This is a genomic window from Neochlamydia sp. AcF65, assembly GCF_018342435.1.
GTDB lineage: Bacteria > Chlamydiota > Chlamydiia > Chlamydiales > Parachlamydiaceae > Neochlamydia.
Genome location: NZ_JAEMUE010000050.1, coordinates 32900 through 47694, shown reverse-complemented (window position 1 = coordinate 47694; position 14795 = coordinate 32900). Strand labels below are relative to the sequence as shown.

The following is a 14795-nucleotide window of genomic DNA, read 5'->3' as shown; positions in this document are numbered from 1 at the left end:
TGATAGGAGCGTTTGCTTAATTGGGAGCGGTATGAATTGAGAGGTTCCTGTACCGTTCTAAGAGAGGCTTGTGGGGAAGTTCCACAGGTCGACTCACCATAAAAAATATCAATTAGAAAAAAGATTAGGTTAAATGCCAGTTAATGACAAATGTTCTTATTTTGAATAAACGCCTCTGGATGTGATTCGGTAGCTACAAGTTGTAACTGACTAGCAGAAAGAGCAGGCGTATACAGAGACAAAGCAAAAAGCATTAAGAGATAGTATCGTAAAAAAATCCTATCCATTTCCTCAGCCCTTTTTAGCTGTTTAAAGGTGTTAAGTCTAAGGAAATTTTGATTTTCAAGCAGTAAAAAAAGAGACTTAAATTGAAAATATTTTAATTTTGAGTTTAATCCTTAGTTTTATCAGTCAATTTATATTTTTGCAGCCTACTATTAGGCTTTTCAGGTAATGTGTAGATAATTTTTCCTTGTTTAAGCAACGAAGAGAGAACTTTTTTTAATCCCCCTGAAATGTGTTTATGTCCCAGGATTTGAGATATTTCACTCTTCGATAAAGATTCTTTTCGAAGCAATTTTATCACTTCTTTTTCCAAGGACTCGGGCCTTGACTCGGGTCTGACTTTTTCGGCTTCTTCTGCCTGTTCTTCGGGCCTTTTCCCTGTGGCAAAGAAAGACGAGGGCAAGAAAGTAGTAACGACTGATTCCGCTCGCATTTCCCAAGTGGGCTTAGGGTTTCCATTTTCTTTACACCAGTCGATAATATTGAGGGTACCCATTTATGGCAAAGGCTCAAATAGAGACCTTAATGAAAAGAGGTGTGATCGAATATACGTTATTTGATAAGAACTTAGCTGAAGTCAAAGAAGATGGGATAAGATATATTCTTAAACGTAATCGTGTGCGCGCCCAGGAAATCGCCCATTCTCGTCTCAGCAAGCTAGCTAGCATAGAAAAATAAGTCTCCGCGCAAAATGTTTATCTACATGCATATCGCAAAGCACAGGTAGAAGTAGCCCTGAAAAAAATTAAAGCTAAAATCGAGCGTTTAGCGCTTAAAACTTGCGTGACAGCTAGTGCGCAAGATAGAAGCTTATCTATATGCCTTAATCAGGAAATGCTAGCTGAGGATGTTAAGCTAGATGATTGCTATGTGATTAAAAACGATCTTGGTTGCGAAGAAGTGAGCATGCAAGAAATACATGATCGTTATAAAGATTTAGCTAGGGTTGAATCAGCTTTTAGAACAGTAAAAAGCGATCTTGAAATAAGGCCAGTCTATGTATGTTCAGAAGAAAGTACAAAGGGCCATGTTTTAATTGTAATGTTAGCCTACGTGATTATCAGAGAGCTTGATAAAGCCTGGAAGGACCTTTATTTAACAGTAGAAGAGGGCTTACGCAGTTTATCTACTTTAACATTAATAGAATGGACAGTAAATGAAGGCTTAAGTTTTCAGCAAATCCCCGAACCACGCCACCAAAACAGACAAATGCTTGAAGCCTTAAAAATAGGGTTACCAAAAGTTTTATCAAAGAATCATGAGCCTGTAGTCACTAGAAAAAAACGTAGACAAAAAACATAAGTTTTTAATAATCAAGAGCTTGTTTACTACTAATTAGTTTTAAAAAATGGAACTTCCGATTTAGGAGCAGCCACAGGTTTTGGGGATTAAGTGACATGGCAATTCTGGTTTGGCTAAAAGAAAGAGATTGATTCTTTGCTTTATTTGAGAAAAACAGCTCTTTTTAGCTCAATGTTTTACTTCTTCTACCGCATGATGAAATATACGCCTAGCTTCTTCCTGTCAAGAAAGGTTGTTCTCCCAGCTATAACACTCTGTAGAAAAAGAGAAAAACTTCTTGTTCTTATAAATGTGAAGGTTAGTCTAACTTTGCTTAGTTGCGGGAGGAAAGCGGATGACTTGCTTAAAGTAAGAGGGCTAAAAGTTTTTTATTTCATTTAGCCTACCCAGATCTTAAAAGTACTTACCATTCTACAATTGAAAACGTTGCCTTATTCTTTCTGGAATATCTTTCAAAGGATTTTCCGCTAATCCAAGCTTTTTCAGCCGAGACAACCGTCCGATTTCTGCAGGCAGAACGGTGAGCTGGTTTTGATTTAATTTAAGCCTTTGCAGCTGAGACAATAGACCTATTTCTGCAGGCAGAGCAGTGAGCTGGTTTTCTCTTAAATCAAGAATTTGTAGCTCAGACAACTGCCCGATTTCTGCAGGCAGAGTGGTGAGCTGGTTTTGATTTAAGTGAAGATATTGCAGCTCAGACAATTGCCCGATTTCTGCAGGCAGACTGGTGAGTTGGTTTTGATTTAAGTCAAGCTGTTTCAGCTGGGACAATTGATCTATTTCTACAGGCAGAGTGGTGAGCTGGTTTTGATTTAAGAAAAGATGTCGCAGCTGAGGTAGCCGCCCGATTTCTTCAGGCAGAGCGGAGAGCTGGTTTTGATTTAAGTCAAGCACTAGCAGCTGAGACAGATGCCCGATTTCTGCAGGAAGAGTGGTAAGCTGGTTTTGATTTAATTCAAGCCTTTGCAGCTTAGGTAGCTGCCCTATCTCTGTTGGAAGAGCGGTAAGCTGGTTTTGGCTTAAATCAAGCTCTTGCAGCTGAGATAGCTGCCCAATTTCTGCAGGCAGAGCGGTGAGTTGGTTTTGATTTAAGTAAAGATGTCGCAGCTGAGGTAACCGACCGATTTCTATAGACAGAGCTGTGAGCTGGTTTTGATTTAAACAAAGCCCTTGCAGCTGAGACAATGGACCTATTTCTGCAGGAAGGCTGGTGAGCTGGTTTTGATTTAAGAAAAGATATTGCAGCTTAGACAGCTGCCCGATTTCTGTAGGCAGGCTGGTGAGCTGGTTTTGATTTAATTCAAGCGTGTGCAGTTTAGACAATTGCCCGATTTCTGCAGGCAGGGCGGTGAGCTGGTTTTGGTTTAAGTTAAACCATTCCAGCTGAGACAGCCGCCCAATTCCTGCAGGCAAAGTGGTGAGCTGGTTTTCTCTTAAGTCAAGCGCGTGCAGCTTAGACAATTGCCCGATTTCTGTAGGTAGAGCGGCGAGCTGGTTTTCTCTTAATTCAAGCCGTTCCAGCTGGGACAGCCGCCCAATTTCTGCAGGCAAAGTGGTGAGCTGGTTTTGATTTAATTCAAGCGTGTGCAGCTTAGACAATTGCCAGATTTCTGCAGGCAGAGCGGTGAGCTGGTTTTGATTTAAGAAAAGATGTCGCAGCTGAGGTAGCCGACCGATTTCTGCAGGCAGGTTGGTGAGCTCGTTTTCTCCTAAGCCAAGAACTTGTAGCTCAGATAACTGCCCGATTTCTGCAGGCAGAGTGGTGAGTTGGTTATGATCTAAGTAAAGATATTGCAGCTGAGACAATTGGCCTATTTCTGAGGGTAAATAAGTCAAGCCTATTCTAGATAAATCTAAAGCCGTGATGTTTTCACGATTTTCTGCAATCCAATCTCTAAAAAGCTCTCCTTTTTTTCCTAGAAACACGTGCTTAATTTCTTCTCGGCTCAAGTATTCTTCCCCACCAGGAAGTTTTTTCCAAAGTAAAAGGCGATTAATATTTAGAAGATAGGAAGAGTAGTTAGCCAGAGTAAGATACCTCTTTTCTTCTATTTGCACTTTAAACTCTAAAGCTGAAAAAGACTTGGCTAAAGTAAAGATTCGCCTAAAGATTGCATTTACCTTTGCGGCCTCAGAAAGCTTTTCTTCTAGCTTATAAATCCTATCTACAATAAGAGCCTGCTCCTTAACATTTCCTTGAGGAACATGCACTTTACCTATTTGCTTATAAAGAGAAGGCATGACTTCAGAAGCCAGCAGATGATGCCATCTTTTACAGACGCTAAATAAGGAAGGAACTACGCAAGCCTCTAAGATAGGGAGTAGCAATTCATTGGGCAAGCTTTCAATAGAGGCCGAAGAGATAGGATGCATTTTATTTCTTAGGTAGTGATAAATTTTCAGCATTTTTATTATTTAAAGACAATGTATAAAAATTAAAAAAGCAAGTCAAACGAAATCATAGCCTTATCATCGCGAGGGTATCGGCTAACTTGTTAGGCAAAGTGCAAGCTATTATGCCTTTTAGGTGATAGCTAGATATAGAAGGTTTTTGCTCAGCTTTGGGCCGACCAGGCATAGCATGCTTTTGGCTATCATTTGAGATCCTATAATTTGTATATATTTAAGTCTTTACAAAATTATCTAATAGACGCTTAGCAACGTTTGGGCATGAAAATTCTTGCTGCATGAGCTTAATAAAGACTTTGGCTTCTTTTTCACTGCCCTTAAGGTAATGCTTGGCTAAAGTACGGCAAGCCCTTAAAATAGGAACTAGGATTTCACTAGGCACTTGTGCAAGAGTGATAGAAGAGCAAGGGTTCATTTGCTGGCCTTTTTAGGCTTTTTTAAAGTAAAAGATGTTGAAGAAAGCTAAAAGAAGCAAGAAAACTTTAAGTTACGGGTACTACCTGTACATTTAAAAAAGCCTATTTTTTATTTTTCTTTAGAAGAAATTTAATTTTCTTGCAAAGAGGTAGGAGTAACATTTTGAAGAAGCTCTATAATTTCATCGTGGTTAAATTGTTTTAAAAGCCGATGATCATCCACTCCTACAATATCTTCCATGAGTTTTCCTTTTCTAGTAATCATCTTGTCAATTTTTTCTTCAAAAGTGCCTTTGGTCACCAATTTGAAAACTTGAACTCCTCTAGTTTGGCCACTACGATGAACGCGGTCTGTCGCCTGATTTTCCCGGGCGGCATTCCACCAGCGATCATAATGGATAACAACAGAGGCAGCGGTTAGCTCTACTCCTAATCCTGCAGCTTGCAAAGAACCTAAAAAAACCTCGCATTGCGGGTCTTCATTAAAGCGCTTAAGCTGTTCTCCTCGGTTAATCGTTGAACCCCGAATAGCAGCAAAGCCAATGTGACGCTCTTCTAGATATTTTTGAATGATATCCAGCATGTTCAGATATTGAGAGAATACAACAACCTTTTGGTGGCTTTCACGGGCTTCTTTCAATAGCTCGATGAAAAGATCCCATTTGCCAGCTTGGTAAAGCTTATATTCAGAGGGGGTTTTTAAATAGCAGGCCGGATGATCGCAGATTTGTTTTAAATATGAAAGAATAGCAAATATATGTAGGTAAGGGATAGGCTGACTTCTCTGGGTAAGTTTATCCAGCACCACCTGTCTCGATTGTTCCACAACATTATTGTAGAGAATAGCTTGAGATTCTGTTAATCCGCAATGGGAGATCTCTTCAGTTTTTTCGGGTAGATCGTTAAGAACATTTTCTTTTTTCCGTCGTAGCACGAAGGGATTTATCAATCGTGATAAGAGAGCTTTACGCTTTAAATCCTGCTTTTTATCGATAGGTTTAACAAAATACTCGCGGTAATCTTTTTCACCAGGCATATAAGTAGGTAAAACTAAATCAAATAAAGATTTTAACTCACGTAGATGATTTTCTATAGGAGTACCTGTGAGCCCAAGGCGCATGTGGGCATTAACGTGGGCTAACGTGGCATAAAGGCGGCTCCTATAGTTTTTTGCAATTTGAATTTCATCAAAAATTGCTAATTCAAAGGATATCTTAGAAAGCAATTGGTGTTCAATCCGCCACACACCATAAGAAGTTAAGAGAATATCATAATGCTGCTGAAATTCATCCAGGCTGCGATGAGCCCCGTAAAAGGTAGAAACACGTAATTTAGGCAAGTACTGCGCAAGCTTATCTTGCCAATGGTAAATAACGGAGGTGGGGCAGATGATTAAAAAATAGCTGTTACCCTTTTGTTTTTGCTTTTCGCCATGATTGATAATAGATGCGATTAAGGCCATCGCTTGGTGGGTTTTACCTAGTCCCATATCGTCGCAAAGTAGTCCTGACAGCCCTTGCTGATAAAGAAACCATAGCCAATGAAGACCCTTTTGTTGATAGGACCTTAGGTCACAACTTAGACCTAATGTATTAGGTTCGGCAGGAATTTTAAATTCTATAAGCTCTTTTAGAAGATTGAAAGAAGAGGAGTGATTGTAATTTTTTTCTTTTTTTCCTTCTTTTATAGGATCTAAGGCATTCAAACGAATCAGTTCAATCGTAGAAAGGGTGAGGAGATTATGACGTTTATCTAAGCGTTTTTTTGCAAGAAGCTTCAACCAATCATAGCGTTTGTCTTCAAAATCAATTAACCCGGCTTCTGTAAATTTAAAGCGCTGATTTTTTTTTGAAGCTGTCCATAGCTCTGCAATAGGAACAGCACCCTCTGTGGAGGTGTACTCTAAGTTAACCGTGTACCACCCGCGTGTATTAAAATCTGATTTAGAGATAGCGCTTGCGGTAAGCTCAAGCTCTTTGGGAGGTTCAAGGCGTGGATCAAGGCTCTTTATAAACGGCTTTAAGTTTTTGAGCTCATGCTCTAAAAAAAATAGATGATGCTCAGGTTTTATTTCCACTACCTTTTGATAAGCGAGGGGTAAGCGACAAGTTAAAGGGAGTTCAGCAAAGCCTTCCCCCTCTACATAAGTAAATTCGTCAAAAAAATAAACTTCTTCAAGGGTGTATTCTGGCAATAGATCATAGGTAGGAATAACAAGGATATGTTCGTCTTTAGCTAATTTTATCACTATTCCTGCATGGACAATAGGTTGCTTTTCACTAAAAAAGCCCGGAACAACTTTTAGCTCCTCGCGGTTATCTCTGATAAACATAGGAATTTGATCAGGATTTAAGAAAGACCCAGGGCGTAAGGGAAGGCTTACAGGCAGAGTATTTTTAGCATAAAACCCTTGGGTTTCGATGTAAATCCAAGGGCCAAAATCCTTGCTTTTCAAAGTTTGCTCGTGGGTAGCTACTGTACGTTGAAAAGAAAGCAATCCTTTTTCTTTGTCCATTTTATAGTTTAGTAATGCCTCTAAGCTCGCGACGTGTGTTTCAAATCCCTTATGAGTGTTTAGCCACGTACGATGCTGCTGGACAAATTCTCCCACTTTTTCGGCAGAAACTAGGGTTTTCGCTTCTTTAAATCGCAAGCCTTCTAACTTGTAAAAGCCCTCCTCTTCTAGATAAGCCCATGAATCAAAAAGCTGGGACATGGGTTTGCTAAGATCTCCAGGGCAGTGAACGTAACCCTGAATATGAAGGTTCCATTGTTCATCAAAAGCAATTGCATAGGAAACTTTAAAGATCCCCTCATGAATGACACAACCTTGTAGATGTTCCTTGATGAAAGCTAAATTTTCATCAAGTACTTGTGCTAGATGAGCTTGGCTAATCACTTTAGAGCTTAACAAGCCTAAAGGATTTAAAGGATAAAATCCTTTAAAAGGTACTAGTAACCAGCTTCCAAATTGAAAGCTTTGAAAAAGAGAGGGGGACCTGGCAATAGGGGGAGGGATTTTATTCGAGTCAATTAGAAAGCAAGCATGTGCTTTATCATAAGTTATTTTAATATTAGGGTCAGCTTTTAATGGATACAAACGCAAAGGTGAATGAACGGTAGCTAACGCAGGGATAATCGAAGGTAAATGCGTTTGGGGAATATAAAATTTGCAATGGAGAGTAGGAAATTTTACACTGATGTAATTAGGGATACCTTGAGGCGTATAACTAAAATCTATTTGATAGGTTTCCTCAGCTTCTTGCAAAGACATCAGCCACTTTGCCAAGTCATTCCAAAAAGAGAGTGCATAGCTTAGCATAGGGCTAGGACGACCTTCTTTCCAGCGACGAATCTCTTCTGGCGATAGATTGGAAAATTTTAAAGAAGTTTCCTCCGTCTCTTTATAGCGATTAAAAAGTAGATGTTTTAATTGATCGGCAGTAGCTTTTGTAGTGCTATGGACTAAAAAAATTTGTTGGCGATTGGCATAAATGGTATAAATCCCCTTGGAAGAAGGCCTAAACTTTACTTCCTCAAATTTCATCTGTTCAGCACAAAGATAGCACAGCTTATTCCAAAGAGACTTTTCGAAGCGCTTATGAAGAGGCTGGCGGCTCTTGTTAAAAATATATAAATAAGCTGCAGCTAAATGAGGGCAGGCGGCCACTTCCTCGCTTTCCGCACAGGAACAAAAAGCATCCTTTAAACGGTTAACCTTATCAAATTGAAGGAAGGACCACACGCCTTGAGGATTTTTTTCATCCATTACTTTAACTTGATAGGTTTCCCCTGAAAACTCTACTTCTTTAACTTTTCCTGTTCGTAAAAGCTTCTCTCCTTTCTCGTGAAAGGGTTTAAAAACACTAGGTAGTGGCATATCAAATACCTAACAAAGAAGAAGTAGTAGCTATGGAAAGTAGACAGCTAGTCCTATTACGCAGGTTTAATAAAAAAATTAGCCGAGCATTAATTTTTCTATACTTCTCTAAAAAAGGCAGGCAGACCACTAGAGGAAATACATAATTAAGGCGATTCAGCATACTAATGGGGAATGGATAAGTTAAAAAATAGTCAGTATAACATTTTTTATGTTTTAGTGCGAATAACAGCTTATAGATAGAGCTCTCTTTGCCAAAAAGGGTATTGAGCAAGTGCTGGCGAGAGATTAGGTTTCTAAAGAATTATGGGACGGGATTGTATTTTAAAAGATAACCTTGTCGGTCAGTAACTTTAGGGTAAATCCATGGATCATCATTTTCACGCATTAACCGATCACAGCCCATGCTAAAGCCGACGAAAAAACCATACTTGCGCATAGCATCCAGTGTGTATTGTGAACTGCTAGGTAAATAGTTACTGCGAGGGCCATCAATCGGTGTAATTATTGTTTGATGAAAGCCAATGAGGCTTTCGGCCAAAGAGCCCATCAGGGGGGTGGTACAGTAATAAGGCTGCTCTTGCAAAGGAGCGGGCTTAGTGCGGGCCAAATCGGCATCTTTCCCCCAAGGCTCTGCCTCAAGGCAAAAAGAGAATAAAAAAAGAGAATAGAGAGTGAAGAGGTTGAGGATTATACGTATAGGCATTTAGAAGGAAGTTTGAAAAGTTAATACAGGAAAAAGATGATTCTTGATCATATAGTCTTTAGCCACTGTTTTGTATAAATGTTCATTAAATTCTTTTGCTCCTAGGCCGGCACCATTAATTCCTCCTATATACCATCCCATTTCAAGGCTTGTAGCAATGGCTCCTGCGGCCCAATTCCCATGATCAAAGAAGTAGTAAGCGGTAGCGATAAAAAGAGAATTTACTAAGAAGGCAGTAATGGCTGTATTCTTTTGTCCCAAATAATAATAACCCGCTCCCGGAAGCAGAGCATTAAGTGTCTTAGCATGTCTTACAGACTTCGCATGTTGATTATAAGTAGTTAGGAAATAGGATAAATTCTCATTAGAGCCTAGGCAGGGATTGTGAAGAGCCGAGAAGTTGGCATGAAGTACATCCTCAGCATGTTGAAAATTCTCTGCGACTTTAGGGCGAACTTTTTCGAGGAGAGCAAAAACTTTTTCAGCTTTAGCTAGCTGGCCCGCTCTTGAATATGCATCATAAAGAATTTGAAGAAGATTCTCAAAAGCTAGAAATTGAGTTGAGATATTAGTCAAGCTACTAGCTTCAAAAGTCTCTACGGCCTCTTGATATTTTTCACCTAAATAATAGCTTAAAATAATATCATACTCTATCTGCTGTTTTCGATGGAGTTGATTGGAAGGAATAAGAATCAAAGCACGTTTATAGCTAGTAATAGCGCGATAAAGGTCATTTTCTCGAGCAAACTTGTTAGCAATAAGAAGTTCTTTGGCCCAATCTTCTCTTAGCTCTTCCGGAGTTAAATCCGGAAAAGCGGAGGGAAGATTTTCTACAACATGCACAGGTGTAGCAAATTGAATATTTGGTTCAAGTTCATCAGCTTCTTTAAAAGAACAAGCTACTAAGCCTAGACATAGTGAACCTAAAAATAGATTAGTAACGATCTTCACTGCCATCTGAATTTTCTGTATTAATAATATTAAAGAAATCCATCGCTTCATCAGTTTCACAAATCCATTCCTTAGGGCGCCGGCTTTTGACCCGATAGACATTTTGTTGATGTCTAGTGATGTTGTCAATTTCTTCTTCAGTATCTAAGATGATGGGATGAATAAAAATCATTAAATTTTGCTTTGTATTTTTAACTTGCTTATCACTAAAAGCTGCTCCTAACACAGGAATGGATCCTAGGCAGGGAACTTGGGTACGGTTTCTTTCGTCCGTATCGCTTACCATTCCACTTAAGATTAAGAAAAATTTGTTGGGAACATGTACTTTTGTTGTCGTCCTGTTAATTTTAGTAGTAGGTCCCACTATCTGGCTAGTTGCAGTTGAGCTGCTCGAAATTCCTCCAGAAACAATGGAGCTAACTTCTTCTTGAATCTCTAAAGTAACAATATCATTACTGCCAATGATAGGGGTAACCTTTAGATTAGTGCCGACATCTCGAAACTCAAAATTTTGTGTTAAAATAGTACCTAAGTTGTTAGCAATAGATTGTGTGGGAAACTGCGTGTTGAGGCCTACAAAAACTTCTGCGGGTGAGTTATCTTCCGTAAGAATTTTAGGGTTCATGATAATGCGCGACATAGACCTTTGGGTTAAAGCTTTTACAAGACCTCCTAAGGTTGCATATTCTTTTCCATTATGAGTGATGGTCTGTCCAATAACTCCTAGTACAAAACCGCTTACACTTGTAGCTTGGGCTGCAGCATTAGGAATTAAACCAAGTCCTGATGAAGCCATTCCCGCCGGTAGAGTAGAGGCTCCCGATAAGAAAGCTTCCGCACCAGAAGTATTGCCCCCACCAAAGTTGGAAGCTACATTAGTAGAGAAGTTTAAGGAGTCAGTGATGTCTGTTTCTAAAATAAGCATCTCCAGCAGAACCTGACGAAGAGGAACATCAATATCGCCTAAGAGCTCTCTCATCTTATCAATAGCATCGCTTGTTCCTGTAAATATAAGTGAGTTCGAGGATTCAATCCATTGAACGCTATTAATAGAAGCTAAGAGGTCAGTATTGGTGCCAGCTCCTGAGGCTGTGAGGCTTTCAGCAATTCTAGCTAGGGCCTTAGCAATTTGCTCGCCTTTACGGTATTGCAACTTATAAATAGAAAATTGAGTTCTTTCAATGTGGCCTACAGGTAGTTCAGCATCAATTCTTTCTTTACGCTGAACTTTTTGGGGTGAAATAGGTTTGCCAGGATTGAGCTGAAAAACCCAGTTACCATCTTTATCTAAAACCCACTTACCATCAGGTCCTTTTCCATTAGGAATAGGTTCACCGGGCTCAAAGTACCAGTTACCTTGTTCATCAATTTTCCAATTACCTTTGGGAGGACCACTACCATTAACAGCTGCTTCAGGAATAAATTGCCAGTTGCCATTTTTGTCCAAAATCCATTGACCTGCCTGCTGTTTTGTACCAAAATTAAGATCTCTAGGATTAATTATTTGGGTTGTAGCCCCTGTCTGATCAAGATATTTCAAAATAGATAGAGTGCGTTCTACGAGATAAGGACTTCCTACGATAAAAATACTATTAGCAGCTTTATGAGAAATGAAGTTGATTTTTTGATCTTGTGCAATTGGTTGGATAATCCGTGCTGCCAGTGCAATAAGTGCGTCTGCCGATTGAGAACGCACAACATATTGGCCGATAACTAGTCCACTTTGTGGGCTGTCCAAGCTATTAAGTAAAGCGCTGATTTCTCTAATATTCGAAGACAAATCTGTGATTATTAGATGATTAGTTTCTTTAAGTACTTCCACTAAAGCGTTAGCAGAAATCATGGGTTTTAAAATCACAGCAGCACGTTCTGCTTCTAACGTGTTTAGCCTAAAAACCTTAGTTATAATATCAAAATTCTGCCTTTGATCGATGCTTCCATCCTCAGTCACCACCTTGGAGATACCGGCCACTTTACTATTACGATGAATAATAATGGTGTTCTCTTGTTCGATCAATTCTAGGCCATGGATACGCAGCTCTTGCAGGAGAGCTGTCATAATATTATCAATAGTGGTAGGTTCTTCTGAGACTATGGTAACAGTGAATTGTAAATCGTTTTCATCGAATACAAAATTCTTATTAGAAATGCGGCTGATGAAACGAATATATTCTGTAATAGCGACATTATTGAAATTAATGAGGATAGTTTTAGGGGGTTCATTGGTATTTGCATGGCTAGCCGCAAGAGGTTTAAAATTTGATGGAGAAGAGGAGTGGGTGCCAATATTAGAGTTCGTAGGAATAGTATCTTGGTTGGCCTTGGAAGACGCTGAGGGTTGAAATAAGGGGGCAGAAGAAGATGGAAATAAGGATGGTGTTTGGGATGATGAGGAATCTGGGGTAAAAGTAGGTGGAATAGGAGCATTAAAATCTATTGAGTGATGAGATGCAGAGTTATCCATGGTTGGCGAGGAAGCCGTAGGCTTATGTTCTGCTGCGGAAGTAGGATTAAGCATAGAAGGAAGGTCAGTAGAACTCGAAGAAGTTGTCAAAGAAGGGTGGACTTGCGGGAAAGAGGAAGATTCAGAAGTAGTAGAAAGCTGAGGTGGAGAAATAGTTGGGGGCTGTAAAGAAGCAGGTTGAGCTTCTGCAGGCTGTGGAAGAGTAGGCAATAGTTCGGACGCTGCTTGGTTGGCTGTGTTAGGAGAATCGGTAGGCTGTACCAGTTCAGATAGAGTATCAGCTGTATGAGGTTGGGGATAAGTAAAAAGTTTAGGATAGAAAAAGCGGCCAATTTCTGGCGATTCCTTTTTCTCTTGAGTAGATGAAGAATCTGGGGGAGAAGTATCCAGAGGCGGTAAAGCGGCTGGTATTTCCTTATTATCTAATGTTTCATCACCACCATAGGGAAGGGTTGACGGCACAGAGTGTTCAGCTTTTATATAGGTGTAACAAAAGCATGAGGTTAAGATGAAGATAGCTAACGATAAAGCTTTAGGATAGGTATAATATTTTTTCATGTAGAGTAGGGGGTTATGTCATACTAAAAAGTCAGGATCATAAAGTCTCGATTGATTTAATGCAATTTTATAATTAATTTTTTGATTAAGCTATTTGATCATCCACCAACCTCTTTACTAGCTATAAGGTCATGAAAATCAGAGGAAAGGTAATTTTTTCCATGCTTATGCAAAAGATAGTGGATGAGTAAAGATTTCTATGAAAGAAACTATTAGGAAGAACGCTAAGGCATACGAAAGGGATTATAAAGAGCATTACAAGAGGTCCAAGAATGGGTTTTTTTAAAGTAGAGGCTTTCACGGCAGGGACAAAAGAAGCAGGCTTAATAGGCGGATAGCCCTAGACAAAAACTAAAGGTAATGTTAGCTTTAAGCGTCTTTATAAGCTTTGCAAGCTAGAATCGGACAAATGTAGGTGGGTGTTTTTAATCCTCTCCATAGGGAGAAGTATTTGGCTAAATTACCTTTATACTTTAGGATTTGAGGTTATTGAAGAAACAAAAACAGCTTCTTCTTATCCTTCGCATTTTTTAGGCAGGAAAAGATTCTTTAAAGCTTTTCCTAGGAAAGAAAGCTTAAGAAGTATAGTAGGATGGCGAGTGACAAAGTTTAGCAATTTAAGCCTCCATCAAAAGTTTGAGAAAAGGCAAAGAAAGCTTTGCCTTTTTTCATGCCATTATACCAAGGTAGCCGTTATAGCAAAAAGGCTAGTTAAGCTAACTGAAACTATAGTAGCCAAGCAGGCTGAGCGTGTAAAAAATTCTGTAACCTTTAAAGCAGTATGTTTCCATGTTCCCATCTTATGCTTTAATGCACCCAACCATCCGGGACTTTTTAAGACTTCACTTTCTTGCGTTTGCTGGGCGGTGGAGAGGAAAGATGTTTCTCCCCTTGCAGCTATTTCTTCTGCATTCAAGCTAGAATCTTCCAGCTGTTCAGCAAATTCTTGAAGGCTTTGTGAATTTAATGCCTTATTTTCCTCATATTCGCGTTGTATTTCATCCTCCCAATCTTGCATATATTGCTTAGTAATCGCATTTCTTTTAACAGCAGCTTTTTCTTCCATCTCTTTCTCACTTAGATCTGCATCTTGTTGAGGAAGGAGGCGTTCTTCTAGCATAGCATCAAGCTGTTTACTTATTTCTTTAAAGCTTATCTTTAAGCTAGCAAAACTTTTGCTAAGATTTACGCAACCCTCTTCTACGCGCTCTAAATTTCCTCTTATCTTTTGGTGCTCTTTTCTTATTTCTGCTTGATCTGCAGCTATTTGTACCTGATCCTTTGCTATTTCGGCGTGATCTTTTGCTATTTGGGCGTGATCTTGTTCGATGAGTTTGAAAGCTTTTTTTAGCTCGGCTTGCTGGTTCCCTATTAATTTAAAGTCTTTTCTAAGCTGTACTTGTGCTTGCATAAGTTTAGAGGATTTTTCATTTGAGGCCGTCAGTTTCTCTAGGGTGATATCCAATATAGCTGTTACTTCTTCTACCTCCATGCGCCTTTGCTTGAATTCTTTACTTAATTCTGCATGTTGCAAATGCACAATGTTGCTTAGCCTAATTCGTTCATCTTCCATCTGTCGAATGTCCATTGTAAACAGTTGGTCGATTACATTCTGGATGGCTGCATCCTGCTCCAATTGAGCTATTTTTGCATTAATTTGTATCGTTTGTTCAGAAGAAAGGAGGGCTTGATTATCTGAAGGAACTTCTTTGACTACCATATTGTTAAACCTCATTTTATGTTTAATAAGCTTGTTACCTGTTCTACAATTTTAGAAGCTTAAGTTTGTTCTTTAGATTCTACTCCCCCGAAAAGGGGGCCAGT

At 39.3% G+C, this 14795-nt stretch carries 10 protein-coding genes; 2 read left to right on the top strand and 8 right to left on the bottom strand.

Annotated elements, in window-relative coordinates; all coding sequences use genetic code 11:
* Positions 1-391: 391 nt before the first annotated feature.
* Positions 392-781 carry a Fic family protein gene (locus tag NEOC65_RS06520; protein WP_213156086.1) on the bottom strand — a complete coding sequence of 130 codons (390 nt, stop codon included), beginning with the start codon at positions 779-781 and terminating at the stop codon, positions 392-394.
* Between the two features lie 2 nt (positions 782-783).
* On the opposite strand from NEOC65_RS06520, the gene NEOC65_RS06515 reads away from it, so the two are divergent.
* Together NEOC65_RS06515 and NEOC65_RS06510 are read left to right on the top strand one after the other, a co-directional pair.
* On the top strand, positions 784-963 hold the full coding sequence (locus NEOC65_RS06515; protein ID WP_213151836.1) for a hypothetical protein: 180 nt from the start codon (positions 784-786) through the stop codon (positions 961-963).
* Between the two features lie 105 nt (positions 964-1068).
* On the top strand, positions 1069-1587 hold the full coding sequence (locus NEOC65_RS06510) for a hypothetical protein (protein WP_349305250.1): 519 nt from the start codon (positions 1069-1071) through the stop codon (positions 1585-1587).
* A gap of 411 nt (positions 1588-1998) precedes the next feature.
* On the opposite strand, the gene NEOC65_RS06505 is transcribed toward NEOC65_RS06510, so the two are convergent.
* The 7 genes from NEOC65_RS06505 to NEOC65_RS06475 all read right to left on the bottom strand — a co-directional run bounded on the left by NEOC65_RS06505 (position 1999) and on the right by NEOC65_RS06475 (position 14691).
* Complete coding sequence (locus NEOC65_RS06505) at positions 1999-3960, bottom strand: leucine-rich repeat domain-containing protein (protein ID WP_213151838.1); 1962 nt, start codon at positions 3958-3960, stop codon at positions 1999-2001.
* Positions 3961-4210: 250 nt separating this feature from the next.
* Positions 4211-4411 (bottom strand): hypothetical protein, encoded by a 201-nt coding sequence (locus NEOC65_RS06500; RefSeq protein WP_213151840.1) that lies wholly within the window; start codon positions 4409-4411, stop codon positions 4211-4213.
* A gap of 131 nt (positions 4412-4542) precedes the next feature.
* Positions 4543-8292, bottom strand: a complete 3750-nt coding sequence (locus tag NEOC65_RS06495) for a DEAD/DEAH box helicase (RefSeq protein ID WP_213151842.1) — start codon at positions 8290-8292, stop codon at positions 4543-4545.
* Positions 8293-8596: 304 nt separating this feature from the next.
* Entirely contained in the window at positions 8597-8902 is a 306-nt protein-coding gene (yidD, locus tag NEOC65_RS06490; protein ID WP_242678217.1) for a membrane protein insertion efficiency factor YidD, read from the bottom strand.
* A 96-nt stretch (positions 8903-8998) separates the two neighbouring features.
* Positions 8999-9955, bottom strand: coding sequence for a tetratricopeptide repeat protein (locus tag NEOC65_RS06485; protein WP_166156804.1), 957 nt, complete (start codon positions 9953-9955; stop codon positions 8999-9001).
* Positions 9933-12875, bottom strand: a complete 2943-nt coding sequence (locus NEOC65_RS09810; protein WP_213156085.1) for a secretin GspD/PilQ domain-containing protein — start codon at positions 12873-12875, stop codon at positions 9933-9935. Before NEOC65_RS09810 ends, NEOC65_RS06485 begins: the two co-directional genes overlap by 23 nt.
* A gap of 772 nt (positions 12876-13647) precedes the next feature.
* The gene (locus NEOC65_RS06475) at positions 13648-14691 is read right to left on the bottom strand and encodes a coiled-coil domain-containing protein (RefSeq protein WP_166156798.1); all 1044 of its coding nucleotides are present in this window, start codon (positions 14689-14691) and stop codon (positions 13648-13650) included.
* Positions 14692-14795 lie beyond the last annotated feature (104 nt).

Coding starts and splice junctions, on each gene's coding strand:
- NEOC65_RS06505 (WP_213151838.1), bottom strand. CDS start 3,960: ATGCATCCTATCTCTTCGGCCTCTATTGAAAGCTTGCCCAATGAATTG.
- NEOC65_RS06495 (WP_213151842.1), bottom strand. CDS start 8,292: ATGCCACTACCTAGTGTTTTTAAACCCTTTCACGAGAAAGGAGAGAAG.
- NEOC65_RS06500 (WP_213151840.1), bottom strand. CDS start 4,411: ATGAACCCTTGCTCTTCTATCACTCTTGCACAAGTGCCTAGTGAAATC.
- NEOC65_RS06515 (WP_213151836.1), top strand. CDS start 784: ATGGCAAAGGCTCAAATAGAGACCTTAATGAAAAGAGGTGTGATCGAA.
- NEOC65_RS06475 (WP_166156798.1), bottom strand. CDS start 14,691: ATGGTAGTCAAAGAAGTTCCTTCAGATAATCAAGCCCTCCTTTCTTCT.
- NEOC65_RS06520 (WP_213156086.1), bottom strand. CDS start 781: ATGGGTACCCTCAATATTATCGACTGGTGTAAAGAAAATGGAAACCCT.
- NEOC65_RS06485 (WP_166156804.1), bottom strand. CDS start 9,955: ATGGCAGTGAAGATCGTTACTAATCTATTTTTAGGTTCACTATGTCTA.